18 protein-coding genes and 4 tRNA genes are annotated in these 26201 nt (G+C 53.3%); 16 read left to right on the top strand and 6 right to left on the bottom strand.

Annotated features, from left to right (window positions below; genetic code table 11):
- The first annotated feature begins 35 nt into the window (after positions 1 to 35).
- The 10 genes from ACT6RZ_RS13080 (at position 36) to ACT6RZ_RS13035 (ending at position 9323) form a co-directional block, all read left to right on the top strand.
- Positions 36 to 767 carry a cation diffusion facilitator family transporter gene (locus ACT6RZ_RS13080; RefSeq protein WP_444702534.1) on the top strand — a complete coding sequence of 244 codons (732 nt, stop codon included), beginning with the start codon at positions 36 to 38 and terminating at the stop codon, positions 765 to 767.
- A 46-nt stretch (positions 768 to 813) separates the two neighbouring features.
- Entirely contained in the window at positions 814 to 993 is a 180-nt protein-coding gene (locus ACT6RZ_RS13075) for a tautomerase family protein (RefSeq protein ID WP_379055124.1), read from the top strand.
- Positions 994 to 1046: 53 nt separating this feature from the next.
- Positions 1047 to 2846, top strand: coding sequence for an excinuclease ABC subunit UvrC (gene uvrC / locus ACT6RZ_RS13070; RefSeq protein ID WP_444702533.1), 1800 nt, complete (start codon positions 1047 to 1049; stop codon positions 2844 to 2846).
- 51 nt (positions 2847 to 2897) lie between these two features.
- On the top strand, positions 2898 to 3479 hold the full coding sequence (gene pgsA, locus ACT6RZ_RS13065; protein ID WP_444702532.1) for a CDP-diacylglycerol--glycerol-3-phosphate 3-phosphatidyltransferase: 582 nt from the start codon (positions 2898 to 2900) through the stop codon (positions 3477 to 3479).
- Positions 3480 to 3586: 107 nt separating this feature from the next.
- A tRNA-Gly gene (locus ACT6RZ_RS13060) sits at positions 3587 to 3662 on the top strand.
- 61 nt (positions 3663 to 3723) lie between these two features.
- Positions 3724 to 3797 (top strand) — tRNA-Cys (locus ACT6RZ_RS13055).
- Positions 3798 to 3802: 5 nt separating this feature from the next.
- Positions 3803 to 3878: transfer RNA gene (locus ACT6RZ_RS13050), tRNA-Gly, on the top strand.
- Between the two features lie 79 nt (positions 3879 to 3957).
- Positions 3958 to 4042: transfer RNA gene (locus ACT6RZ_RS13045), tRNA-Leu, on the top strand.
- Positions 4043 to 4588: 546 nt separating this feature from the next.
- Positions 4589 to 8689, top strand: coding sequence for a CheR family methyltransferase (locus ACT6RZ_RS13040; RefSeq protein WP_444702531.1), 4101 nt, complete (start codon positions 4589 to 4591; stop codon positions 8687 to 8689).
- 166 nt (positions 8690 to 8855) lie between these two features.
- The gene (locus ACT6RZ_RS13035) at positions 8856 to 9323 is read left to right on the top strand and encodes a hypothetical protein (RefSeq protein ID WP_444702530.1); all 468 of its coding nucleotides are present in this window, start codon (positions 8856 to 8858) and stop codon (positions 9321 to 9323) included.
- Between the two features lie 78 nt (positions 9324 to 9401).
- Here ACT6RZ_RS13035 and ACT6RZ_RS13030 read toward each other — a convergent pair whose 3' ends face one another.
- From ACT6RZ_RS13030 to ACT6RZ_RS13010, 5 genes are all read right to left on the bottom strand, one after another.
- A complete protein-coding gene (locus ACT6RZ_RS13030; protein WP_444702529.1) occupies positions 9402 to 9617 on the bottom strand; it encodes a hypothetical protein in 216 nt (71 codons plus the stop codon).
- A 173-nt stretch (positions 9618 to 9790) separates the two neighbouring features.
- A complete protein-coding gene (locus ACT6RZ_RS13025; protein WP_444702528.1) occupies positions 9791 to 10435 on the bottom strand; it encodes a hypothetical protein in 645 nt (214 codons plus the stop codon).
- Between the two features lie 540 nt (positions 10436 to 10975).
- A complete protein-coding gene (locus ACT6RZ_RS13020; protein WP_444702527.1) occupies positions 10976 to 13387 on the bottom strand; it encodes a catalase in 2412 nt (803 codons plus the stop codon).
- Between the two features lie 194 nt (positions 13388 to 13581).
- Positions 13582 to 14304 (bottom strand): Crp/Fnr family transcriptional regulator, encoded by a 723-nt coding sequence (locus ACT6RZ_RS13015; RefSeq protein WP_444702526.1) that lies wholly within the window; start codon positions 14302 to 14304, stop codon positions 13582 to 13584.
- 290 nt (positions 14305 to 14594) lie between these two features.
- Positions 14595 to 14825, bottom strand: coding sequence for a hypothetical protein (locus ACT6RZ_RS13010; RefSeq protein WP_444702525.1), 231 nt, complete (start codon positions 14823 to 14825; stop codon positions 14595 to 14597).
- 202 nt (positions 14826 to 15027) lie between these two features.
- On the opposite strand from ACT6RZ_RS13010, the gene ACT6RZ_RS13005 reads away from it, so the two are divergent.
- The 6 genes from ACT6RZ_RS13005 to ACT6RZ_RS12980 all read left to right on the top strand — a co-directional run bounded on the left by ACT6RZ_RS13005 (position 15028) and on the right by ACT6RZ_RS12980 (position 25772).
- A complete protein-coding gene (locus ACT6RZ_RS13005) occupies positions 15028 to 15414 on the top strand; it encodes a hypothetical protein (RefSeq protein WP_444702524.1) in 387 nt (128 codons plus the stop codon).
- A gap of 143 nt (positions 15415 to 15557) precedes the next feature.
- Positions 15558 to 15941, top strand: a complete 384-nt coding sequence (locus ACT6RZ_RS13000) for a hypothetical protein (protein ID WP_444702523.1) — start codon at positions 15558 to 15560, stop codon at positions 15939 to 15941.
- Between the two features lie 185 nt (positions 15942 to 16126).
- Positions 16127 to 16417, top strand: coding sequence for a hypothetical protein (locus ACT6RZ_RS12995; RefSeq protein WP_444702522.1), 291 nt, complete (start codon positions 16127 to 16129; stop codon positions 16415 to 16417).
- Between the two features lie 37 nt (positions 16418 to 16454).
- Positions 16455 to 17432, top strand: coding sequence for a YihY/virulence factor BrkB family protein (locus ACT6RZ_RS12990; protein WP_444702521.1), 978 nt, complete (start codon positions 16455 to 16457; stop codon positions 17430 to 17432).
- A 165-nt stretch (positions 17433 to 17597) separates the two neighbouring features.
- Complete coding sequence (locus ACT6RZ_RS12985) at positions 17598 to 17858, top strand: helix-turn-helix domain-containing protein (RefSeq protein WP_444702520.1); 261 nt, start codon at positions 17598 to 17600, stop codon at positions 17856 to 17858.
- 348 nt (positions 17859 to 18206) lie between these two features.
- On the top strand, positions 18207 to 25772 hold the full coding sequence (locus ACT6RZ_RS12980) for an O-linked N-acetylglucosamine transferase family protein (protein ID WP_444702519.1): 7566 nt from the start codon (positions 18207 to 18209) through the stop codon (positions 25770 to 25772).
- A gap of 213 nt (positions 25773 to 25985) precedes the next feature.
- Here ACT6RZ_RS12980 and ACT6RZ_RS12975 read toward each other — a convergent pair.
- On the bottom strand, positions 25986 to 26201 hold a 216-nt coding region (locus tag ACT6RZ_RS12975; RefSeq protein WP_444702518.1), incomplete at its 5' end, for a hypothetical protein.

Here is a 26201-nt window from a genome sequence, read left to right as displayed (position 1 = left end):
TGTGGTGGCCACCCGAATTGCATTAGCATGCAGACATGGATAAAGCGCATACCAAACACACAGAAAGCCATGATCACGATGGTTCAGAGCATCATGCACATGATGAGGAACACGCCCACTCGCATGATGGGCATGACCATGATCAGCACACCCATGATCAGCATGCACCTGACAACCCGTTCCTGATCCCTTTTCTGGCCATCACCCTGTTTGCAGTGGTTGAGTTCGCAGGCGGCATCTGGACCCAGTCGCTGGCGCTGTTAAGTGATGCCTGGCATATGCTGTTCGATGTGCTGGCGCTGGGCCTGGCCATGTGGGCGGCACACCATGCCCGCAACAGTCAGTCAGCCAGCCGGCTGGAACTGCGGGTTTCCATGGTCAATGCCGTGTCCATGCTGGTGGTCGCGGTGTGGATCATCATAGAAGCTGTAGAGCGGTTCAGAAATCCCGTGCCCGTGGCTGGTGGCTACGTCAGTATCATCGCTGTTCTGGGCCTGCTGGTGAATATCTATGTGGCCAGGCATATGCATCACCAGCATGCACACCACGGTGGTGACGCCAGCCTGAATCACAGGGCGGCTTTTTTGCACGTGCTTGGCGACCTGCTGGGTTCAGTCACGGCCATAGTGGCAGGCGTGGTGATTTATTTTACCGGCTGGGTGACCATAGACCCTATCCTGTCTATCGTGATCTCAGTCTTGCTGCTAGCCGTCACCCTTAATCTGATCAGGGACATACGCCGCGGGACTATAAGTCACTCACACTAAATCACCCTCATTAACCATCCGCACATCCATCTGAAGGAGAATCAGCATGCCTTATGTGAATATCAAACTGGCAGGTTCAGTGACTAAAGAGCAGAAGAAGCAGATCGCCAAGGAAATCACCGAAACCCTGACCAGGCACGCCCAGAAACCTGCCAACTATACCTATATCGTGTTTGAAGAAGTCGCCTACGAAGATTGGGCGATTGGTGGCGAGCTGCTTGGCTGACGCCGTTCACACTGACGCCGTCAAACCCCGGCACATGCGTGTAAAATACGCGCATGTTTGATTCCAAACCCATACTCAAGAACCTGCCCAATCTGCCTGGTGTTTACCGCATGCTCAATGCAGAAAGCACGGTGATTTATGTCGGCAAAGCCAAAGACCTGAAAAAACGGGTTTCCAGTTACTTTAATAAAAACCTCAACAGCCCGCGCACCAAAATGATGGTGTCGCAGATCGCCGGCATAGAGACCACAGTGACGCGCTCGGAGGCAGAAGCCTTGCTGCTGGAAAATAACATGATTAAAGGCTTGATGCCGCGCTACAACGTGTTGTTCCGCGATGACAAGTCCTACCCTTATATCAGCCTCACCGGCGACGCCTTTCCCAGGCTGGCATTTCATAGAGGCACGCAACGTAAAGGCCATCAGTATTTCGGGCCTTTTCCCAATACGCTGGCGGTGCGCGAAAGCATACAGTTATTGCAAAAGGTCTTTAAACTGCGCACCTGTGAGAATACGGTATTCTCCAATCGCTCCCGCCCATGCCTGCAATACCAGATCGCACGCTGCACGGCGCCTTGTGTAGACCTGATCTCACAGGAGAATTACGCACATGATGTGCGGCACGCCGCCATGTTTCTGCTGGGCAAGACCAGTGAAGTGATGGATGCCATCGGTGACGAAATGAATCAGGCCGCCGCAGACATGGAATATGAACACGCAGCCATCCTGCGCGACCGCATGCAGGCCTTGCGCCAGGTGCAGGCCAAGCAGTTCGTCAGCGATTTCAGTGTCAGCGACGCCGATGTGATCGCCTGTGCCGAAGCGGAAGGCCAGCACTGCATCAATCTGGTCATGATCCGTGGCGGACGCCATCTGGGCGATAAGAGCTTTTTCCCCAAGAACAGCCAGGATGCCGAGCTGACAGAAACCGTGGAAGCTTTTCTCACACAATATTACATCTCGCAGAACACGCCGCCATTGCTGGTATGCGGGGCCGAAGTCGAAAAAGACGAATTCGAGGAAGTGCTCAGCGAGCAGGCCGGGCGCAAGATCCGTGTGCTGACCAATGCCATAGGCGACAAAAAAGTCTGGCTGAAAATGGCACAGACCAATGCCGAACTGGCCTTGCAGCAACGCATGGCTACCTCTGCCAACCAGCACGCGCGCCTGCTGGCACTGCGCGAAGCACTGCATCTGACAGAAGCCACAGAGCGTATCGAATGTTTTGATATCAGCCACACCATGGGTGAGGCCACTGTAGGCAGCTGCGTGGTGTTTGATCGCGGCGATATGCAAAACAGTGAATACCGGCGCTACAACATCACCGGCATCACGCCAGGCGATGATTATGCCGCCATGCGCGATGTATTGACCCGGCGCTACCGCAAAGTGGCGGCAGGCGAGGGCAAACGCCCAGACCTGGTGTTTATTGATGGCGGCAAGGGCCAGTTAGGCGTGGCGATAGAAGTCATGCAGGAAGTCGGCCTGGACGATATCCTGCTGGTAGGCATCGCCAAAGGCGAAGAACGCCGGCCGGGGCTGGAAACCATGATCTTTTCCGATACCGGCGAAATGCTGAATCTGCCCACCGATAATATAGGCCTGCACCTGTTGCAGCAGATCCGCGACGAGGCACACCGATTTGCCATCACCGGCCATAGGGCCAAACGTGCCAAGGCGCGTATCACCTCCAGCCTGGAAGAGATAGAAGGCGTAGGCGCCAAGCGGCGCAAGGCACTGCTCATGCGTTTTGGTGGCCTGGATGGGATAAAAAGTGCTAGCATAGATGAAATTGCCCAAGTGGAAGGCATTAGCCAGGCGCTGGCACAAAGCATATACGAGCGCCTGCATTAAACCTTTTCAAGCAACATACTTACCAGCGACTTCAATCAGAAACAGATATCTATGTGGACTATCCCCAACCTGCTCACCTTGTTGCGTATCGGCATGATCCCGGTGTTTGTAGGCGTGTTCTACCTGCCAGCCAACGCCGTCTCAGCGCAGGGCCTGCCTGCGCACTGGGTGAATCTGGCGGCTTCCTCCGTCTTTATCCTGGCCGCCTTTACTGACTGGCTGGATGGTTACTGGGCGCGTAAATACCAGCAAATGTCCAAATTCGGCGCCTTTCTCGACCCGGTCGCCGATAAATTAATGGTGGCTGCCGCGCTGATCGTACTGGTGGAACTTAATCGGGTAGGGGCAGTGGTTGCCTTGATCATCATAGGCCGCGAGATCGCCATCAGCGCCTTGCGTGAGTGGATGGCCAGCATAGGTAAAAGTGCCAATGTCGCCGTCGCCGTGGTGGGTAAAGTAAAAACAGCCGCCCAAATGCTGGCTATCACTTTATTACTCTGGTACGACCCGCTGTTCGGATTAAACATCCAGTGGTTAGGAGAATGGCTGATCGTTATCGCTGCATTATTGACCCTGATTTCCATGGGGTATTACCTGCGCGCAGCCTGGCCTGCCATCCGCGAAACCATCTAAAAAAGCATCCCTGCATAAAGTCTGGTTTTTTCATAAATCTTCCTTGACACAGGGTCAAAAATCATTAAAATGCCAGCTTCCTTACGACACATGGCGCAAGGAAATACGCGGGAATAGCTCAGTTGGTAGAGCGCAACCTTGCCAAGGTTGAGGTCGCGAGTTCGAGACTCGTTTCCCGCTCCAAATTCAGGGGAAAGCACAGCTTTCCCTTTTTAACATAAGATGTTTTTATGTTGTTGGTTCTGGCGCGATAGCAAAGCGGTTATGCCGCGGCCTGCAAAGCCGTTTAGGCCGGTTCGACTCCGGCTCGCGCCTCCAGATATGCGGGAATAGCTCAGTTGGTAGAGCGCAACCTTGCCAAGGTTGAGGTCGCGAGTTCGAGACTCGTTTCCCGCTCCAAATTTCTCACAAGCACGGCGCCTGTTAGGCTATGCAAAGCTTTTCAAGGTGGTAAAATATCCAGCTTGTCAGACCTACCGCCCGGATGGTGAAACTGGTAGACACAAGGGACTTAAAATCCCTCGCCGCAAGGTGTGCCGGTTCGATTCCGGCTCCGGGCACCAGTACAATTACTTGAAAACCAGCTCTTGAGCTGGTTTTTTTGTTTTCATGCCGTCTCAGCAGCATTCAGCGCATTCCCCCGGGTTCTCATACATGCTGTGCAGTGATTGCCAGGCTTGCTGCATTCTTCTACCAGACAGTCAGCCGGCAGTCATCTGAAACACCAGCCATAAAGCGGTCTGATACATCTCCAGCATAGATTGCGACTGCGCCAGACCATCACATTCACGGTTATTGTTTGCAGTAAATGGTTCTCGAATGCAGCTTTAAGTAGTATGCTTTATGCAGTTTTGATCAATCAAAGCCCTTCGATGTCACACTGGCGGTAGGCGATCGCATCAGGCGCTGTGTATGCGAATTCCGCGGCAAATGACATGAATGGCTGCCGTCAGCATAGATGACACTGCTGTTTTTCACGGCCATCAGGCACCGAATGGTAGCAAACATGCTAAATATCGTCGATTTAGCAAATTTAAAAGCTTCTGATTCGATTTTTTTGGATTTTTAATCTGACAAATTAGGATTTGAAATGAATAAAGATCCCAAAAATGACCATAAACAATTTGCAGGCAGTTAAAAAGAGTCACCTGGATTTCCCGGTTGTCGGGCTTGGTGCCTCGGCCGGGGGCTTGAAAGCGCTGCTTGAGCTGTTTGCTGCTATCCCGCTCAACAATGACATGGCCTTTGTCATCGTGCTGCACCTTTCTCCCAAGCACGAAAGCAATTTTCCGCAGCTGTTACAAAAGGCAACCAATATCCCGGTCAGGCAAGTCCTGGAACCGATCAAGATTGAAAAAAACACCATCTATGTGATCCCGCCATCAAAAGATCTGTTGATGGACGATGGCATGCTGATCGTGCGCGACTTGACGCGCATTGTGGGTAAGCATGTGGCCATCGATCTGTTTTTTCGTACTTTGGCCGATGCGCATATGGAACATGCGGTCGGTATCATACTGTCCGGCTCGGGCTCTGATGGTGCAGTAGGCATCGCGCGCATCAAGGAACAAGGTGGGGTCACCATAGTGCAGGAGCCAGGCGACGCCGAATTTGACGGTATGCCTGTGAGTGCGGTTGAAACCGGCATCATTGATTTTGTCCTGCCTTTGAAACAGATCCCGCGCAAGCTGATCGAGTTAAAAGAAAACATCAGCAAAATTCAATTGCCGCAGATAGAGGACAGGCATTTAACTAAAAAGTCGATCGCAGAAGATCACAGCCATGACACCATGAGTGCCATCATGGAGTTGTTGAAAGAGCGTACCGGGCACGATTTTTCGCATTACAAAAGAGCCACGGTATTAAGGCGTATAGAACGTCGCATGCAAGTCACTTGTGTGAATAATCTGACGGCTTATCTGCAATATCTGGAAGAGCAGGAAGAAGAAGCCAGGCATCTGCTGCAGGATTTGCTGATCAGCGTCACCAACTTTTTCCGCGATCGTGATTGTTTCGACGCGCTGCAACACGAGATTATTCCGCGAATATTCTCCGAAGCTGACCCGGGCACCCAGATCCGTGCCTGGAGTGCCGGCTGCGCGACAGGTGAGGAAGCTTATTCGATTGCGATGCTGATGGCCGAGTACAGGGCTGAGCAATCACCGTCAGTGGATATACAGGTGTTTGCCACTGACATCGACGACCAAGCCATCGCTGTGGGTCGTAAAGGCTTGTATCCTGAATCCATAGTCGCCGATATAGAACCAGGCCGGTTAAAGAATTTTTTCATCAAAAAAGATCATCATTACCAGATCAAGAAAGAAACCCGGGATAAGGTGCTGTTTGCGTCACATAATATTTTGCGTGATCCGCCTTTTTCACGCGTACATCTGATCACTTGCCGTAATCTGCTGATTTATCTGAACCGGGATGTACAGCAACATATTTTCGAGATGTTTCATTTCGCGCTCTTACCAGGCGGTTACCTTTTTCTCGGTAATTCAGAGTCCGCAGAAGTATCATCCAAATATTTTGTAGCGGTGGATAAGAAAAACCGTATTTACCGCGCACTGATCACTCCCCATGTGCTGAACTACGCTTCGGCATTGCCCAAACGCAGCGGCTCGCCTTCTCTTCAGGCAAAAGTGTCGCAACAGGAAGCGAAACCGGCGACCGGGTACGCAGAATTGCATCGCGAAGTGCTGGAGGAGTATGCACCGCCTAGTGTATTAGTCGATAAAGAGGGCAATATCGTTTTCTCGTCTGAGCGGGCAGGGCAGTATTTACGCTATGTCGGCGGAGAGCCCTCACGCAACCTGCTAACCCTGATCATCCCTGAACTCAGGATAGAGTTAAGAACAGCGCTGTTTCAGGTGGCTCAACTTGAGACCAGCACCGAAACCAGGGCGGTGCGTTTATCCAGAAGCGACAAAGAGATACATGTAGGGCTGACCATACGCGCGATCAAACAGCAGGATGCAGCCCGCCCGCTCTACCTGGTCCTGTTCAATGAGATCGAGCTGGATGCTTCTATTGCCAGCTTGCCGCCCAGCGACTCATCCAGCATAGTCAGTCAGCTGGAAGGCGAATTGGCCCTGACCAAGGAGCAGTTACAGCAAACCATAGAACAATATGAGACCTCTTCAGAGGAATTAAAAGCGTCTAATGAAGAGCTGCAGGCGATCAATGAGGAGCTGCGTTCTACCACTGAAGAACTGGAGATCAGCAAGGAAGAGTTGCAATCGATCAACGAAGAGCTGAGTACGGTGAACCAGGAGCTCAAGAACAAGGTCGATGAAACCGGGAAAAGTAATGACGATCTGCAGAACTTTATCGCATCGACCGAGATCGCCACCATCTTTGTAGACCGCTCATTGCGTATCAAGCGTTTCACGCCACATGCCGCCGCCATTTTTAATCTGATCGCCACTGATATCGGCCGGCCTTTATTAGACATCACGCACAGGCTGCATTATCAGTCGCTGGTGGCAGATGCTACCAGTGTGTTTGAAACACTGCGCGTGATCGAGCGCGAGGTTGGCAGCGACAAGGGTGAGTGGTTTATTGCCCGCCTGATCCCCTACCGCACCAACGAAGACCGCATTGATGGTCTGGTGCTGACTTTTATCGATATCACCAGCTTGCACAACACTGAGCAACGGCTGCTGGAAGAAGAGCAGCGCATGCGGCTGATCGCCGCCAGTGCAAAAGATTACGCCATATTCACGTTTGATATTTCCGGCAACATCACCAGCTGGAACTGCGGCGCACAAAGCCTGTTCGGCTATGACGAGTCAGAGGTGCTGGGTAAACCTACACGTATCCTGTTTACCAAAGAAGATCAGTTACAAGGCATCCCGGAAACAGAGATACGTACGGCACTGAGCAAGGGGACTGCCGAAGATGAGCGCTGGCATCTGCGCAAAGACGGTAGCAAATTCTATTGCAGCGGCGTGACCTCGGTACTGGAAGACCCGGCCAATGGCTTTGCCAAAATCGCACGCGATCTGACTGCGATCAAAGAAGAGGAGTCTCGCCGCGAGATCCTGCTGGAACAGGAATCTGAAACGCGCAAGAAAATGGAGATCGCCGCCAAAATGCGCGACGAATTCTTTGCCGTACTTTCGCATGAATTAAAGCAGCCGCTGAATCTGATCAATATGAATGCCGAGATGCTGAAACGCGTTCCCGAACTGCGCAAGCTGCCAAAAGTGCTGGAAGCGGCAGAAATCATACGCGGTGCGGCGCAGACGCAAGCCACATTGATCAATGACCTGCTCGATCTTTCGCGTGCGCAAACCGGCAAATTACATCTGGATAAAAAACAGATCGATCTGGTGCCGGTTTTGCAACGTGTCATTCTGTCGTTTGCGGAAGACATCGCCAATAAGGATCTCAAGCTGACGCAAAGCATACAGCTTGCTTCGCTGCCTTATTTTGCAGACGGCACGCGCTTCGAACAGATCATCTGGAACCTGATCTGCAACGCCATCAAGTTCACCCAGCCCGGTGGAGACCTGCATGTGCAGTTGCTAAAGGGTGAACACGACTACGAGTTGACGGTTGAAGATTCTGGTAAAGGCATAGAGAAACACTATTTGCCGTTTATTTTTGAAATGTTCAACCAGGCTGAAACCGGCAATACGCGCATCCATGGTGGCATGGGCGTTGGTCTGGCGCTGGTTAAAGAACTGGTGGAAAGCCATGGCGGCACGATCACTGCTGCTTCGGCCGGCCTGGGCAAAGGCGCCCAGTTTATGATCAGGCTACCGTTAGTGCCCGAGATGGTCCCGGCACCTTCGCCTATGGAAACTGTTGATGTGGACGCTCTGGAGCGTGTGATTGAAGGCAGGAATATCCTGATCGTAGATGATGACAAACTGTTCCTGCTGGTGTTCGGTGATCTGTTAGCTGCCTACAAAGCCAATTACGTACTGGTCGACAGCGGCAAAAAGGCTGTGCAGGAGATCCATAAAAACAAGTTTGACCTGGTTATTTCGGATATCGCCATGCCTGAAATGGACGGATACCAGCTGCTGGGCGAGATTAAAAAGATACAGCCGGCCCTCCCTGTCATCACCCTGACAGGATTCAGCCGGCCAGAGGACGTCAACAGGGCGCTCGCGGCCGGTTTTACCGCACACCTGGGAAAGCCAGTGGTGATGACGGAATTGCTGAAAAAAGTGCAAGCTATCTTATCCACTGGCTGATGGCGCGCAGGCTGTACTGCTGGTGGTTGCCGGGTTGATTCCTGCACTGACGCAACTGCCGCAGTCACAGTGTTTGTCCGGCTGCGGGCACACTGCGAGCTATACAAATCAGCGTTGGCGTTTTAGTATGGCGATTCCAATGGCTGCAAGTCTGGACCTGTAAAACATGAAAGTTCTGATGCTGGCACTCACCTTGCTCACCTGTGCGTGCAATGCGAGTGCAGAAAAAAGCGCGTGGTTCGCCAAGTCATCAAAACTCCTGTTATCCAAGGAGTTGAATACTTGCCATGATCACCGCAATGCCGGCAATATCGCCGCTTTTAAAGACTGTGTCACCTCTAAACTGAATGCCTATGACCTGATCAAACACAAGATGGATGACCCGGCAACCAGCCCGTTGATAGGTGAGTCGGTATGTGTAGACAAGATCAGATCCAGTTTTGAATATGGCGCGCGCTGCATGACCGCCGCAGCGGATATCTGCAAGCAGGATAGCGCTGGCAATATTGCGAATGCACTGGGCTGTTTACGCACTTTTTCCAACCCTGCCTGGCAGAGCAACCCGTCAGCCATGAAGCTGGATTTCACTACGCCGATCAGGAAAGAAAGCGAAATAGGCAAGTATATACAGTAGCGCTATCGCGGGCGCTGGCTGGTCTACCTAGGTGAAGCACTCATGATACAGTCGCGGTCGCTTGTCAGTGGCCGCTGTTCATGCCGATTCCAATAACAACAGCATCAGTGACAGAATGACAGCTGGCACTAACACTGAGATCGCACCTATGGCCAGCAACAATAGCATGGCCGATAACACAGGGCGCCCGCGCTCAGAAGGGGTGGGCTCAGGAGGGTTGGGCGCAGCAGGGCTGGTGTCGTCAGCCGGGTGAGCAAGGGTATGTACCTGGCCTGATGAATGCGCTTTTGCCATGATTGCAGCCTCCACACATGATATTGCAGCTAGGTTCAGATAAGCATGCCATGCCGTCTGCTAGTATGCAGCATGCTGACCAATGTGCTGACCACGAGGCGCTCAGATAAAACGCCAGGTGGAATGGCGTTTTACCTGGCCAGGCTCAGCGCTGAAACGAGACCACAGACGCACTATTTTCTTAAACGACGCGCACCGATCAGCCCGAACAAGCCCAGCCCCGAGAGCATCATCATGGCATTGGAAGCTTCAGGCACCCCGGTTGCGAACCCGACTGCATTGCCTGCACCCCCGTTTGAAATAACGAAATTGCCGGGGCTATACTCGGTGGCATTGGTGCGTATGATCTGGATGTAGCTGGTCGTCCCCGGCTGAACATCTCCAGACCCGATAGGCAGGTAGTTGAAACCGATGACGCCGCCGTGTGAGCGGTCGGCATTATCCGAGGCTACCGTGCCGTTGGCAAATGAGCCAAAGCCGTTTGCGGTCTGGTAGACATTGACCAGTGAGGCCCCCAGGCTGCTAAAGTCAAAGCCAGTGAATCTGTGGACGCCACTATGGGAATCTGCCGCATTGCTGAACTGATAGTAAAAGTCCAGGCCAGAAGCTGTCTTATAAACCGCGGTTTGGGCTATGCCGTTCCAGCCAGGGTTGCTGAGGGCTGTGGTGGCGCTATCAAGCAAGGTCCCGCCAAAATAACTCGCTACTATCTGCACCGGCGCCACTGTCACATCTACCGCGAGTATGGTGGCATGCGCATTACCCATGACCCCGGCTAAGGCGAGGGCCATCATTGAAAGTTTCACTTTTGAATGCATGTCGAGCTCCTTAATAAATGAATGGTTGACTAGGCAGGGCAGCCCATCAGACGGCAGTTGCCCTGAGTGCATGATTGCTGATTGAAAAACCGAATTCTGTGCGCTGGGACACTTAGTCAAATCAGGCGGCTATGCTAATGCTATCTGGTTGCGCAATACACAAAACTGCAAGCGGGTCTGATACCTGCAGGTATGCCGCCTGATTATCAAGCAACAGGCTGCTGGCTGGCGCCTAAGCGTTAAACAGGCGCTATAGGCAGATTGTTTGTGTGCTGGCGTACAGACCACATCATGCATGCCGCGCAGACTGCGGCTTACAAGCTCTGGTCAGCAGGCAATCATGAAGTCGGAACCGTCTGCGGCAGAGGAAAAAAACTTGTGCTTATTTACAACAATTGAGTTCAGCCACGTGATGTTGCCAACCATCAGTTAACTCTTGCGTGATGGCCCACCCCACCCATACGCAAAGAGAAAATCCCGCTCAGGCGGGATTTTTTTATCAGCAGCCAATATCGCAGACAGCGACTGGAGGCGCCGCTGTCAAACCCGTGGCGGGTCTGTCTCGCGTGAGTGATCACGCGGTTTGCCTGCAGCGGCAATAAACGCCTCTATGGCTGGTGTAGCCTTGCCCTCGGCGTAGGCATCCGCGACTATCAAACCAGTATCCTGGCTGCCGTCTGCAAGCGTGGTTTCGATCCCGGCCCTGGCCAGTAAGCTGCTTGCCGTAGCTGGCACCAGAATAGGTTTACAGTGGCGGTACTGGTCGCGCAGAAACTCAATGGTGTGAGCATCGCTCGCCAGTCTGGTCACAGAGCGTTCGCCATCCGCAATCGCCATGGCATCAAACAATACACCAGGCATGGTTTCCAGCGTTGCTTCTGCATTGAGTAGATCACCTTCACTGGTCTCAATCTTGCCTAGTGTGCAACTCAACAGGCGTGGCACGCCGCCTTGGGCCAGAATGGCGTCATACAAGGCATTGACGCTGCTGCCACTGACGCCGTTGGCCGCCAGAATGGCGATACGCTTGCTTTTAATGCTGCCGTCGCCAGGATAATGGGTCACGGACAGGGCAGGGGATGCGTCCAGCAGCGGGAACTTGCTGTCGCTGGCCAATGGCGCGGCGGCAGGTAATTCTATGCCCAGGCCATCGGCTACCGAACTGGCCAGGGTCTTGTCCACGTTCAGTAGCAGGGACACCACCCGTTCGCGTATGGCGGGCACTTGCACGCGGGTCAACTCAAACCTGAAGGCGTTGATGATGTGCTGTTTTTCAACCTGCGACTGGCTGATCCAGAACAGGCTGGCCTGTGAATAGTGGTCGGCGAATTTTTCCGGCTTGCCACGCACTTTGTCCTCGCTGATGGTTTCTGGAAAGCTGGTGAAACCCTGCATGCCGGCCTGGAACGGGCAGCCGCCGCTCAAAGAATTGGGTTCATAGGCGACCCGGCCGCGCGGGATACTTTGCCTGTGCATACCGTCGCGCTGGTTGTTATGCACGGGCGGCAATGGCGCATTGATAGGGATCTCGTGGAAATTCGCTCCACCCAGACGGGTGAGCTGCGTATCTAGGTAAGAGTGGATACGGCCTTGCAGCAAGGGGTCATTGCTGAAATCTATACCGGGGATGATATGCGCGGTACAAAAAGCCACCTGTTCGGTTTCGGCAAAAAAATTGTCGGGGTTGCGGTTTAGCACCAGCTTGCCCACCGGCAGCAGCGGTACCAGCTCCACCGGGATCAGCTTGGTCGCATCCAGCACATCAAACTCGAATTCTGCGGCTTGTGCTTCTGTAAAGATCTGCAGGCCTAGCTCCCATTCCGGGTAGGCCCCCGCTTCTATGGCTTCCCACAGGTCGCGGCGGTGAAAGTCTGCATCGGCACCACAGATCTTGACCGCCTCATCCCAGGCCAGGGCATGGGTGCCTGCCAGCGGCGTCCAGTGGAATTTACAGAATACCGACTGGTTGTTTTCGTTGACCAGACGGAAGGTATGCACGCCAAAGCCTTGCATCATGCGATAGCTACGCGGAATGGCGCGGTCCGACATCTGCCATAGCAGCATATGGGTGGATTCCGGCATCAGCGATACGAAATCCCAAAAAGTGTCATGCGCTGATGACGCTTGCGGCATGGCATGATGCGGTTCAGCCTTGACCGCGTGTACCAGGTCAGGGAACTTCATCGCATCCTGGATAAAAAATACCGGGATATTATTGCCCACCAGGTCCCAGTTACCAGCGTCTGTGTAAAACTTGACGGCAAAACCGCGTACATCCCTCACCGTATCGCTGGAACCACGCTCACCAGCGACTGTAGAAAACCTGACAAACACCGGCGTCTGCTTGCCAGCCTCGCTAAATGGCGTGGCCTTGGTGTACTCGGATAATGGCTGGTAATTCTCGAAATAACCATGTGCCGCAGATCCGCGGGCATGTACTACGCGTTCCGGGATACGTTCATGGTCGAAATGTGTGAGTTTCTCCCGCAGGATAAAATCTTCCATCGCGGTCGGCCCGCGCAGCCCGATCTTAAGCGAGCTTTGGTTGTCGCCTAGCGCGACACCCTGGTTAGTCGTCAGCACCTGACCCTGGCTGTCTGCCCTGACGCTATCCAGTTCACCTTTTTGCCGGTTTTCACCGGCAGCCGGCGGGGTTTGCCCGGTCTTTTCATTGGTGTTGGCTTCACTGACCGTACTGGCGCCTACGCTCGCATGCGGCGCTTCAGCCGTCGCACCGCTGTGGGGGCAGCGTGCCGCTTCGCCATATTCGGATGCTTTGGTCTGGTTGTGGGGGAAGGCGGAGGACAGTTGATCTGAGCCAGCGAATTTTTTTAATAGTTCGTCAGGCAGCGCATTGTCTTTAGCGATATAAGGCGGCTCATGCGTAGATGGCCCCGAAACGGTAGATGATACGGAACCTGATCCTACTTGAGTCTTCGCTGCTTTTGCCATGATTTTTTTCCAGAGTGGTAAGAGTGTGCTGGGATTATGGCGAGGCAGCATGCTTGAAGTTATAAGTGCTTTCTTATTTTGCTGTAGGAAGATCGTTGAAATAAAGCCCGGCCGATGTACAAAGCAAGATGATCGCTGCCTTGATTTCTCAGGCAGCGATCATCTGCCCGCGCCATGATTAGTGCCGCACAGAGTCAATGCTGATGGTGCCTGTTCATGTGCGGCAGTAAACGGTCAAACTCGGCTTTGACCACCTTGTAACACTCACACACCTTGTGTTCCAGGGTAGACCTGTCTAATACCTGGATCTGCCCGCGCGTGTAGCGTATAAGGCCGCAGCGCTGTAGCTTTCCGGCGGCCTCGGTCACGCCTTCGCGCCTGACCCCCAGCATATTGGCGATCAGTTCCTGTGTCATGCACAGACGGTCGGTATTTAATCTATCCAGGCTGAGCAGCAACCAGCGGCACAACTGCTGTTCAATAGAGTGGTGGCGATTGCAGATAGCGGTTTGTGCCATTTGGGTGATCAGGGCCTGCGTATAGCGCAGCAGTAAATGCATCATGGGCCCGCCGCGGTTGAATTCCTGCTTGAGCAGGCTTGCCCGCATGCGGTAGCCATAACCCGCACTTTGCACGACTGCGCGGCTGGGGGTGGTATCACCGCCCATAAACAGCGATACCCCCAGTACGCCATCGTTGCCGACCACCGCAATTTCAGCGGAGGCGCCATTTTCCAGCACATTCAGCAGTGACACGATAGCAGTGGTGGGAAAGTAAACATGTTGCAAACTGCCGCCCGGCTCATACAGCGCCTGCCCTAAGGGCAAACATATATATTCAAGCATAGGGTAGATGCGCGCATATTCTGCTTCTGGCAGCGCTTCCAGTAAATGGTTTTGTTGCGGAGATGGCAGCATGGTATCCCCCCTTTTCCCTTCACCCGATAGTATTACAAGCGGCTATCAGCTTAAGTGCGATAGCGTACATAAATAGATTCTTGCTGTTACCCGAATTTATTTTTGCAAAATGCCTGTAAACGCCTGTGTCTATCGATGTTTCAGAGAGTATTCACGGTAATGGTTAACATGCATATCGACTCATTTCGGGCAGTTTTTTTATGACCTGTTTCCTGCACTCATTGTTTTGCTTCAAGACTTAAAGCGCTATTGATCTTAATCTGGCCTGTTATCTAAAAAAAATCCCTGTTTTAAGGGATATATATCGCCGGATAAAACTCAGACACTATGTCCTCTTCTACACTTTCCGCCGCGGGGAATATGATGTCCGGGTCGTAAGCATCCTGGTTGCTGGTTTCGGCATGTTGCCCGACTTGATTTGTATGCCTGCGAGCGAAACGCGTTGTTTCAGGGCTGCCGGATTCCGCAGGAAAAGCGTCTGCATGTGCAGGGCAGTGATGTGCATCATGATTCAAAGTCATGCAGCTTTCCTTTCACATTTGATGGCAGTCTGTGCGGCGTTGATAGCTGAAAAAATAGAGCGCTTTAAATGCAATTTCCATACAGAAATATCTGATAAATATGTAGGAATCCTCCTAAATCAAAGGGGGGTCACCACCAGTATCGTGCGACCTTGCACCTGCGGTTTTTTTTGTTATGATGAGCTCATCAACAGGAGTCTTTATGAAAAAACTTTTAATTCTGCTGCTAGCGATGTGGTTGCCTGCCTGCATCAGCACGCCTGAGGTCAAGAACCGCGAAGTCGCGCCAACCCAGAGTTATCATTTTGAGGGTGACGATGCGCCGACCAAGATCACCGGCTTGCTGGAGAAATATGGCAATGACTGGGCTTATCACGGCGCTTTTCTGACGGTACAGATAGGCAACGAGAAGGTGATCGTCAGAAGGCCGGTAGACCGCTACAATTTTTCCGGCGAGATCGGTGGCGGCACTTATCGTGACAAAAAGGTCAATGCATCGTGCATAGGCTACGCGGTGACAGATAGATGGACAGATGTGCGCTGTACCGTGTTTGTAGATAATCAGCAGACGGTAACACTGATCTTCTAGGTATATGGTCTTCAAGTTGATATGCCTTTCATACACTCGCCACTTTGCGCCTGAGCGATAAATAAACAGTTTTTCCCTGTTTAATCAACGCTTTAATCGCCAGAAAAATAGTTACCCTGTAAAAAATAAAACAGGGGGCGACCATGAATTTCAACAATATCAACGCGGCGGGCAAGGCCGGGCAAACCAATATCGAGCTCAGGTTCGAGAAAAAAGACCTGGAGAGCGCAGGCCTGCCAGCAACCGAGCCAGGCACGCCGGCCAGTAAGACTTTCCTGACAGAATCCTCTTCCAAAAAAGTGAGTATCAAGGACCCGTATCAGGAACTGAGTGATTTTATGAAAATGACAGATGCGCAGAAGATGCAGTATCTGTGGCTGAAAAAGCATGGCATCTCACCTGAGGAGTTCGAGTCCATGAGTGGTGAAGATAAGCAGAAGCTGGTTGAAAAGATGCAGCAGGAGCTGGAAGCGCAAATGAAAAAGGCGATCGAGTCGCCTGATCAGGCATCTGCAACAGTGGTTTAGTTTCACTATCCTGTTAGTCGTTGCGTCAGTCATTTCTGACAACAGAATACGTCTGTGGCTTATGCCTTAGTGCCACGCGAAACGCTATCCTGACATTGCTGGTTGTGATGGGCTGGTCTCATGACAAAGCGGCATCAAACGGTGCCTGTATGGCACCGTTTACGTTTCAAGGATAGGAGCCGTATATGGTTGCAGCATCAGCCACGCCGTTATTTGAAAGTCAGGGCTATACCCTGTCTGAGTTGTTCATCAAAATCGAGCCCCAGGCTTATACGCAGTGGGGCTATCTGCTGACACACCCTGATAGATCATTTTCGGTATTCAACGATAAAGTCATCGCCCTGCAGCATTTAGAGCTTTGTCTGCATGGCGAGCTGCCAGGCAAGCTGCAAGCCTCGCCGGATGAATTGATTCTGCAGGAAGACATGACTTCATCCCCCAGCACCTCGTCATTGATCACGACAGACCAGTCTTGATCCCTTCATTCATTAAAAAGCGAACACCGAGATGACCATGAAAGAAGTTTGGGTACTGATTAAAAGTGCATTCACCGCCTGGAGTGATGATTATGCGCAAAGCATGGGCGCGGCGCTGGCCTATTACACCATGTTTTCCATTGCACCGTTATTGCTGATCGTGATTTCAATCACCGGCATTATTTTTGGCCAGGAGGCTGCCCGTGGCGAGATCTTCGGCCAGTTGAATAACCTGATGGGCGAGCAGGGGGCCATGGCCGTGCAGACCCTGCTCGAAAGCACCAGCCAGCCAGCCGAGGGCATAACCGCGACCGTGATCGGCATCGTGTTGTTACTGGTGGGGGCGACTACCGTATTCGGTGAGCTACAGAGCTCATTAGACCGCATCTGGAAAGCGCCGGTGGTGGTCACTAGCGGCATCTGGAACCTGGTTCGGGCGAGGTTGCTGTCGTTTGGCATGATCATGGGCATAGGCTTTTTGCTGATGGTCTCTCTGGTGTTCAGCGCCGGTTTATCTGCCATGAGTAAATGGTGGTCGCCAGTGCTGGGCGGCTGGATAGTGGTGGCCAGTATCTTTAACTTTATCTTCAGCTTTTTATTGACCACCGGCATGTTCGCCATGATTTACAAGATCATGCCGCGCGTGAACATACGCTGGAGCGAAGTTTGGATAGGCGCTACGCTGACTGCCGCCTTGTTCACGGTGGGTAAATGGCTGATCGGGATCTATATCGGTAAAAGCGCCATCTCCAGTGGCTATGGCGCTGCCGGTTCATTGCTGGCATTGTTGATCTGGATCTATTATTCGGCGCAGATCTTTCTGGTGGGCGCCGAGTTCACCTGGGCCTATTCGCATATATACGGTTCACGTAAATATAAGGAGACTCCACCAGAACTGACTGATGCACTGGCAGAAAATGGCGCCAAGTCGCTGCAAGCTGACAGTGCAGTGGCTAAAACCGCACGCGTCAAAAGCACTAAACCATCGCGTAAACCATACGCAAAAAGGAAATAACGCCGATTGAAGTTATTTTGTCATTTTAATATTATATAAACTTGTATAATGTAGGACTGTTATCCTGCTTGAGTATGACTTTGCGGCGGTTGATCTGTATCAAGCCGACCAGACCGCAACAGATCTATGCTGTAACTGGCGGGGACGTTCCAGGTATTAAAGTGAGTGGAAAGTTTTGTGATTTACGTTGAATTAAAATCTGTCATTCTTAAAAAACAATTGGCGTGGGGTAGAACCATTACCATCACAGAGATCGCCGATGCTAGCGGCATCAGCCGCATGACCTTGCACCGTATGCTCAAGGATCAGACCTATAATGCGAGTACTGATCACCTGAATAAATTATGTGCTTACCTGCAATGCGCATTATATGACCTGGTGCGCTGGGAGCCGGATAGCCCCACGCTACAGGAGTATGTGGCTTAAGCCGCCTTAGTATTACCGTCAGGGCAACCATACGCCTGTGTTTTTGCAAAAACGCTATCGTTTACGGCAGATCTCAGGCTGACTTTAATCTTGCCGCGCTTGCTATAAAAAGTCCGCAGACCCGCAGTTTTGCCTTGTTTTGAGGCCAGGCAAGGGCTGGCAGAGCAGGTCGACCATGACCGCCAGTTTGAAACAGCTAAGTTGACTGGTTTTTCCCGCTTTTTTTCTGCAATCCATCACGGCACAAACTCACAATAATAAGAGAAATTTTTTGGAATTTCTTTTATGCGTCAGTCGTCCGATGTCTTGCCGTCCGCTCCCTTCCCGCAAAGGGATTGTAGCTATTGGATGCAACAGCTGGTGGAAGCCTGGAAACAGGGCGACTGGACCCAGTGCCTGACACTGGCGCAGAAGATCACTACCGAGTTCCCCGATGAAGGCCTGGCCTGGAAGTTATTGGGCAGCTTGTATCAGCAACAGGATCAGTTGACTGCAGCAGTAGACGCTTTCACCCAGGCGGCCAGGCTGCTGAAAAAAGACGCCGAGGTGTTTTATAACCTGGCCAATGTGCATGCGCAATTGCAGCAGCATGCACCAGCGATCAGACATTACCGCCACACACTCAAACTCAGCCCGGCGTTTAGCCGTGCCTATGCCAACTGGGCCAGTGTGCTGAAAAAAACCGGCCAGCTGAAAGAGGCTGAAAAGTTATTGCGCCGTGGCCTGAATATCCACCAGCAGGATGGCCGCGTCAATTTTGAACTCGCCACCTTGCTGCATGAAGCAGACAAGCCGCTGGAAGCGATACAGTATTATCGCGAGGCAGCGGCTATCGAGCCTGGCAATGCCATCATCTTTTTTAATATGGCAGTCGCGCTTGAGCTGCTGGGCAATGAAAGCGAAGCGATACAGGCCTATGAAACGGCGATCGCACACCAGCCCGATTATGCAGAAGCCTACAGCCACCTGGGCGCGCTCTACCTGAAAAAGGCCAATGTCGCTGAAGCCGAGCAATGGTTACTGGCCGGCTACGCCGTCAAGCCACAAGAGCTTTCCATCCTCAAAAACCTGGCCAAGTTATACCGGGTGACACAACGCACACGCGAGTATCAGCATTACGTCGATCAGGTCATGCAATTGCAGGACTTTAACGCCGAGCAGCTGAATAATGTGGCGGCCGAGTTGCTGGACCAGAACCTGTATGCCGAGGCTGAGCGCTATTGCAAGAAAGCCCTGGAGCAGGACCCCGGCAATCCCTATATCTATGGCAACCTCGGCCTGGTCGAAAATGCACGCTCTGCGTTTGACAAAGCCTGCCTCAATTTTGAAAAAGCCCTGGAGTTATTGCCTGACTCAGAGGTGATACTGAGCAATTACAGCATCAGTTTACGTATGCTGGGCCGCTATCCTGAAGCGATCGCCAGCCTGGAAAAATCCATCTCCCTCAAGCCTGACCACCTGTCAGCCTATATCAACCTGAGCAGTATCTACCTGGATCTGGGAAAGGCTGACCTGGCGATAGAGCTGCTGGAAAAAGTGCTGGCACAAGACCCTGAGCATGTGATGGCGCTGCGTAACCTGTTGTTCTCGGACAGCTATGTCAATCATCTGACGCCAGAAAAACATCACAGTTATGTGGCCAGACTAGGCCAGCTGATGATGCAGGACAAGACACCGTTTCAGGCATGGAACATCCATCAGGATGACCAGCGCCTGCGCGTAGGCATCGTTTCGGCAGACCTGAGACGCCACCCGGTCGGTTATTTTATTGAAAACTGGCTAAAGCATTTCAACGCCGGCCAGCTGGAAGTGTATGGCTATTCCACCGATGGCCGCGAAGATGTGCTCACCCATGAGTTAAAAGGCCATTGCAACGAATGGCGCTCGCTGGCCGGCTTGACCGATGAGCAGGCTGCACGCCTGATACACAATGACGGCATCCATGTCCTGCTGGATCTGTCCGGCCTGACCGGCGGCACACGCTTGCCACTGTTCGCCTGGAAACCGGCACCTGTGCAGGCCGCCTGGCTAGGCTACTGGGGCACCACTGGCTTGCCGGTCATGGATCATGTGATTGCTGACCCGGTCAGCGTCAATGCACAGGTGGCACAACGCTTTACCGAGCAGATCGCCTACCTGCCGCACACCAGATTGTGTTTCACGCCACCGCCATTCGACATTGCCGTCAATGCCTTGCCTGCTGAAGGATCCGGGCAAGTGACTTTTGGCTGCTACCAGAATTACACCAAGGTGACCGACGAAGTATTAACGCTTTGGGGTCGCATTTTTGCCGCACAACCGGCGGCCAGGTTGCGCTGGCAGTGCAAGACATTCAACGATGATGCCGCCAGGGCAGAAACCGTCGCCAGACTGGCCAGTGTAGGCATCAGCGCTGATCGTTGTGCATTGCTGGGCATGGTGACGCGTGAGGTTTACCTCAACAGCCACCATCAAGTGGATATGATACTGGACAGCTTTCCTTTCAGCGGCGGCACCACCACCTGCGAAGCTTTATGGATGGGCGTGCCTACGCTGACCTTGCTCGGAGATACCCTGATAGGTCGCCAGGGCGCGAGCATGATGACCTGCGCTGGCCTGGCTGACTGGGTGGCAAGCAGTGCCGAGCAGTATGTAGAAAAAGCAATCGTGTTTTCCAGCGACTTGCCGGCTCTGGCTGCCACACGCGCAAGCCTGCGCGCACAAGTTCTGCAGTCGCCCTTGATGGATGCTGCACGCTTCGCGCAAGATTTTGAGACCCTGTTATTCAGCCTGTGGCAACAGGCCAGAACCGGCCTGGCTGAACATCAGCTGGTGGCGCAAGCACCAGTGCAAACGCAATTCAGCGGTGAACAGCCGGTCTGGATAGTCAGCGCCACCCGCATGACAGAAACAGCCTTCTGGCGTGATGCTGCCCTGGGCAGATCCTTAAAACGCCATATGCGCCAGGACGCACGTCTGGTCGCCAGCATCGCTTGTGAAAATACGCGTGGCCTGTCCGAGATCTTCAATGATGCCATTGCCGCTGCCCCCGATGATGCCTTGCTGGTATTTATCCATGATGATGTGTGGATAGACGAGAACGCCTTTGTGCAAACCATGGCTGACGGCTTGCAGCAGTATGACGTGATCGGTGTCGCCGGTAATGCGCGTATCCAGCCCGGCCAGACCGGCTGGTGCTTTTTAGATACAAAATTCACCTGGGATGACAGCGCTTATCTGCGTGGCGCAGTCAGCCACGGTCAGCATGCATTCGGCCCTGCTTCAGCCTATGGCGCAGCTAGCGGGTCTACGCAACTGATGGATGGCGTGTTTCTGGCTGCATACAAAAAGCGCCTGCTTGAAACGCAGGTGCGCTTTGACCCGCAGTTTGACTTTCACTTTTATGACCTGGATTTTTGCCGTACTGCCACGGCTGCCGGAATGCAACTCGGGGTGTGGCCGCTGCGTATGACACACCAGAGCGGCGGTGCGTTTGGCACCCAGCGCTGGCTGGATAAATACCTGCAATACGCGCAAAAATGGGAACCCGCGCAGCAAACACCTTCTGCAGCGCTGCAAGCCTCTATCGCCGAGGTGTTTGACCTGGCGGCAGAGCAACAGCAACAGGGGCAGTATCAGTCAGCCCGCGCGCTGTACCAGGAGATCTTGCAGATACATCCCGGGCATGCCTTGTCATTACATAATCTGGGTCTGATCGCCTGGGATGAACAACAGCACGCGCCAGCGATCGCCTTATTCGAGCAGGCCTATGCGCTGGCACCTGAACAATGGCAATTGCTGAGCAATTACCTGCATGCCTTGCACACTACAGCTGACCCTGGCCTACAGCCCGCGCTGGCGCAGGCATTGCAAACTGGCCTGCACACACCGGCATTGAATACGCTGCTGTCGTCATGGGGCTTGGCCGAAGCCACCAGTGCTGTGCAGACCCTGCAAGCAGAAGAATCCGCCTTGCTGGCACTGTTCGAGCAAGCGCAATACGCTGAAATGCAGCAACGTCTGGATGAGCTGTTGCAACAGCATCCAGAATGGTTGAATGGCTGGAAGATGCTGAGTGATGTGCGCATGCTTTTGAAACAGGATGCACGCGAGCCGGCCAGCCGTGCGCTGGCACTGAATGCGCATGACCCGGTCGAACATTGCTATTACGGCCTGGTGCTGAAAGCCCAGGGTGAGTTGAGCGCTGCCGCGCTCGCTTTTGAGCAGGCCATTACACTGAAACCGGATTACGCCGCTGCCTACAATAATCTGGGCATAGTGCTCAAGGACCTGGGCGCAGTGGATAAAGCCATAGACCACTTCAAGCAGGCACTGGCATTGCAACCCGGCGATGCCGGTTGTTTCAGCAACCTGCTGTTTTGCATGAGCCACGCGCAGGGCATTCCGGCAGAGGAACTGCTGCAAGCGCACCAGGCCTATGCTGCATTATATGAGACACAGTTGGCCGCGCACTGGCAGCCACATGACAATGACCGTGACCAGGACAGGCCTATCAGGGTAGGCTTCGTGTCGGCCGATCTGCGGGCACACTCTATCCCGCACTTTCTCAAGCCATTGCTGCTGGGGCTGGCGAGCGACCAGCAACTTGAATTGCATGCTTATTACAACCACCCGCTCAGCGACGAAGTCAGCGCCAAACTGCGCCAGTACTTTGCCAGCTGGAAAGAGGTGACGACACTGACAGATGAGGCGCTGGCCGACACCATACGCCAGGATGCGATCGATATCCTGATCGATCTATCCGGCCATACCGCAGGTAACCGCCTGCTGACCTTCGCCAGAAAACCTGCGCCGGTACAGATCAGCTGGCTGGGCTATATGAACACCACCGGCCTGAGCGCCATGGATTACTACCTGAGCGATGACGCCTTGACGCCAGCAGGTGAGTTTGATGCCCAGTTCACCGAAAAGCTGGTGCAACTGCCGGTGAATGCGCCATTTATGCCAGACGCCAGCATGCCTGATGTGGCGGCACTGCCGGCATTGCGCAATGGCTACATCACTTTTGGCTGCTTTAACCGGCCTAACAAGATCACGCAGGCGACGGTGGCATTATGGGCGCAACTCATGCACGCGGTACCAGATAGCCGCATGTTACTGGGTGGCATGGCCGCCGCTGATAATCACAGCCATCTGTATGGCTGGTTCGAGCAGGCAGGCATAGACACTGCAAGGCTGACACTGGTTGCGCGCAGCAGCCTGGCTGACTATCTGCAGCAATACCAGCAGGTGGATATCTGCCTGGATACTTTCCCGTCCAATGGCGTGACGACTACCGCGCATGCCTTATGGATGGGCGTACCTACCTTATGCCTGAGTGGTGATCGCCTGAGCAGCCGCGGTGCCATGGCATTGATGCAGCATGCTGGCTTGCATGACTGGATCGCTGGCTATGCACAAGCCTGGGTAGAACAGGGCACGGCCTTGTGCGCTGATCTAGCCGCACTGGCACAAGTTCGTACCGGCATGCGTGACCGCTTGCAACAGTCATTGTTGTCACAGCCTGCCAAATTGTCAGCCACCCTGGCTGATGCATTACGCCTGATGTGGCAACGCTGGTGCCAGCACCAGCCGGCACAGTCTTTCAACATGCAATTGCTGGCAGAAGACAGCGACGCAATGGCGTCGCCTGCCAGACAACTAATCGGAGCCAAACCAATGACCGGCACCAAAAAAATCACCTCAAAAGGACCCACCATGGAAACTTTAGCGACCAAACCTGCACCGGCAGAAACAGCTACAGCCGTACCATTTTCAGCCACACCAGCTTCAGCCACACCAGCTTCAGGTCAGCAGACACTGGAACAATCAGTTGAAGAAGTGTTGCAACTGGCGATACAACACCAGGAAAAAGGCGAGCTCAGCGCTGCTGCTGCGCTATACCAGGAGATCCTGACTATCGCCCCCAAACATGATGTGGCTTATTACGGGCTGGGTCTGATCGCCTTGCAGGAATCGGCAAAGACGGCAGTGCCATTGCTGGAGCAGGCTGTGATCCTGGCGCCGCAGACGCAGGATTACTGGACCGCCTATGTGCACGCCCTGATGCAGACTACAGACCAGAAAGAAGTGACGGAAGTCATCGCCTTCGCCAGGCAGCATGGCCTGGCCGAAACCGCTATCCAGCAGTTGAACCAGACCTGCCAGGAATTTTATGCCCAGGCTGCACCAGCGGTCGAAGTGTCAGCAGTCGCGGCCCCGGCTGTGGCTGCCAGCCAGAAGCCAGCCAAGGTCGGCGGCTATATTTACCGTGCGCAGGATAACTTCTACCAGCGCGCGCAGGTAGAAGCCTTTGGCTACCAGGATGCCGGCAATGCCGAGCAGCGCCTTTATGACATCATCCGCCAGGCGCGTGACAAAAGCGTGTTTTCCGATGAGCTGGCTGCCAAAGCCACCGACTGGCCGAGCTACTACCACCTGACTTCACAACGTGCCAACCTGTTGCGTCCTTTTGCCGACAAGATCGCCGGCGGCAAGGTACTTGAACTGGGCGCCGGTTGCGGTGCCATCACGCGCTTCCTCGGTGAGCTGGGTGGAGAGGTCGTTGTCGTCGAAGGCAGCCCTAACCGTGCCCGCATCATAGGCCAGCGCTGCGCCGAATTACCTAATGTCAACGTCTTCTGCGACCTGATCCAGTCGTATGAGACAGATGAAAAATTCGATGTCGTGACTTTGATCGGCGTGCTGGAATACGCGCAAGTGTATGTCAAGGAAGCAGATCCATTGCGCACCCTGCTACAAAAAGCCAAGGCTTTCCTGAAAGAGGATGGCATGCTGATCGTGGCGATCGAGAACCAGCTGGGCCTGAAATATTTCAACGGCGCACCTGAAGACCATATGGGCCAGGCCATGTATGGCATCAACGACTCCTACAGCACTACCAGCCCTATCACTTTCGGCCGCGTAGAACTGGATGCACTGATCCGCAGCGTCGGTTTTGAAACCACAGAGCTGTATGTGCCATTGCCGGATTACAAAACCCCGGTCACCGTGATCTACCCGGAAGGCTTTAACACTGCGCACAAGGCAGCCGGCTGGGATATCGGTGCCCTGGCGGCCGGCTCAGTCGTGCATGACAGACAATCACCCAGACATCCTACCTTCTCGCTGGAAAATGCCTGGAAAGTGCTGGCGCGTAACAACCTGGTAGAAGATATGGCCAACTCGTTCATGTTTGTGGCTTATCCGGAAAAACAGGCTGCGAAACAGCACCCAGATGTACTGGCCGCGCATTATGGTTGCCAGCGCCAGGCGGTGTTCAGCAAAGAGACTCAATTCGTGCATGCTGACCAGGCTGTGTCTACGCGCACCCGCAGCACCGGCGAAACCGCAAAATTGTTGCAGGCCGATTGGGAGCAATCTCCTTATCACGGCGGCACTTTATGGATGGACAAGCTGACACAGCTGGTCAACCGTCCTAACTGGCGTGTGGAAGACCTTTCGGCATGGGCCAAAGTCTGGGTCACTGCACTGGCGGCCAACACGACACAGGGTGTGCATACGCTGCCAGAGTTTGCTGGCGCTACTGATCTGTTGCCTTCACAATATTTTGACGCCACCCCGACCAATTTTGTGGTGGATGCGCAAGGGCAGGGTCACTTCTTCGACCTGGAGTGGGATTTTGCCATCCCGTTGCCGGTGTCATTCGTCGCTTTGCGTGGCCTGTTCCTGACCCTGCATCGTATCAGGGGCTGCGCCAAGCCGCATGCAAATACGCCTTCGAATATCGGTGGCTTGTCACTGGCTGTGCTGGAGACCCTGGGGTATACCTACCAGGATCAAGAGTTGCAGGCATTCATCAGTGTATTCAATCGTTTGCAGAACCTGATCCAGGGCTTGCCGGAGCAGCATGTGAATGGCTTGACAGCGGAGTTTTCGCGCGCGGCATTGCCGGTGAGGCAGTTGTTCACTTAATGAATTAAGAGTGTGTGTGAGCTAGGCCTGCTGTTGCAAAATGGCAGGCCTTTTTTTATGGTTGCTGGGTATGAAGCTCAGCGGATAAAGGAAGGTGCACGTTTAGTTTGGTTGCAATAACCAACAGGTATCGCATAGGCAGGTAATTCTATGGATGATTGGGAGGTTGTTTTTGCTCCCAGGCGAGGTTAATTTTTTGCTTGCCAAACTGGTTCACCGAGTAGGGCGAATGATGGACTTGCTGGACTTTGTAATTAGATAATTCTTTTGGATGATTGGCAGGTTGTTTTTCGCCCCTCGGCGAGTTACTTTTCTTTGCTTGCCCAAAGAATAAGTAACCAAAAGAAAGGGCACCCTAGCTTCCGCTTGTTTCCTGCGTTGCTCGTCAGCGTGGGCGTCCAACGAAACTCGCCCTGACAAGCCACACAA

It is taken from the genome of Methylophilus sp., from assembly GCF_052437885.1.
GTDB lineage: Bacteria > Pseudomonadota > Gammaproteobacteria > Burkholderiales > Methylophilaceae > Methylophilus.
This window is presented reverse-complemented; position numbering and strand designations above follow the sequence as displayed.

Excerpts from the sequence above, each read along its gene's own strand:
- ACT6RZ_RS13080 (WP_444702534.1), top strand. The coding sequence starts at position 36 with ATGGATAAAGCGCATACCAAACACACAGAAAGCCATGATCACGATGGT.
- ACT6RZ_RS13075 (WP_379055124.1), top strand. The coding sequence starts at position 814 with ATGCCTTATGTGAATATCAAACTGGCAGGTTCAGTGACTAAAGAGCAG.
- uvrC (WP_444702533.1), top strand. The coding sequence starts at position 1,047 with ATGTTTGATTCCAAACCCATACTCAAGAACCTGCCCAATCTGCCTGGT.
- pgsA (WP_444702532.1), top strand. The coding sequence starts at position 2,898 with ATGTGGACTATCCCCAACCTGCTCACCTTGTTGCGTATCGGCATGATC.
- ACT6RZ_RS13040 (WP_444702531.1), top strand. The coding sequence starts at position 4,589 with ATGACCATAAACAATTTGCAGGCAGTTAAAAAGAGTCACCTGGATTTC.
- ACT6RZ_RS13035 (WP_444702530.1), top strand. The coding sequence starts at position 8,856 with ATGAAAGTTCTGATGCTGGCACTCACCTTGCTCACCTGTGCGTGCAAT.
- ACT6RZ_RS13030 (WP_444702529.1), bottom strand. The coding sequence starts at position 9,617 with ATGGCAAAAGCGCATTCATCAGGCCAGGTACATACCCTTGCTCACCCG.
- ACT6RZ_RS13025 (WP_444702528.1), bottom strand. The coding sequence starts at position 10,435 with ATGCATTCAAAAGTGAAACTTTCAATGATGGCCCTCGCCTTAGCCGGG.
- ACT6RZ_RS13020 (WP_444702527.1), bottom strand. The coding sequence starts at position 13,387 with ATGGCAAAAGCAGCGAAGACTCAAGTAGGATCAGGTTCCGTATCATCT.
- ACT6RZ_RS13015 (WP_444702526.1), bottom strand. The coding sequence starts at position 14,304 with ATGCTGCCATCTCCGCAACAAAACCATTTACTGGAAGCGCTGCCAGAA.
- ACT6RZ_RS13010 (WP_444702525.1), bottom strand. The coding sequence starts at position 14,825 with ATGACTTTGAATCATGATGCACATCACTGCCCTGCACATGCAGACGCT.
- ACT6RZ_RS13005 (WP_444702524.1), top strand. The coding sequence starts at position 15,028 with ATGAAAAAACTTTTAATTCTGCTGCTAGCGATGTGGTTGCCTGCCTGC.
- ACT6RZ_RS13000 (WP_444702523.1), top strand. The coding sequence starts at position 15,558 with ATGAATTTCAACAATATCAACGCGGCGGGCAAGGCCGGGCAAACCAAT.
- ACT6RZ_RS12995 (WP_444702522.1), top strand. The coding sequence starts at position 16,127 with ATGGTTGCAGCATCAGCCACGCCGTTATTTGAAAGTCAGGGCTATACC.
- ACT6RZ_RS12990 (WP_444702521.1), top strand. The coding sequence starts at position 16,455 with ATGAAAGAAGTTTGGGTACTGATTAAAAGTGCATTCACCGCCTGGAGT.
- ACT6RZ_RS12980 (WP_444702519.1), top strand. The coding sequence starts at position 18,207 with ATGCAACAGCTGGTGGAAGCCTGGAAACAGGGCGACTGGACCCAGTGC.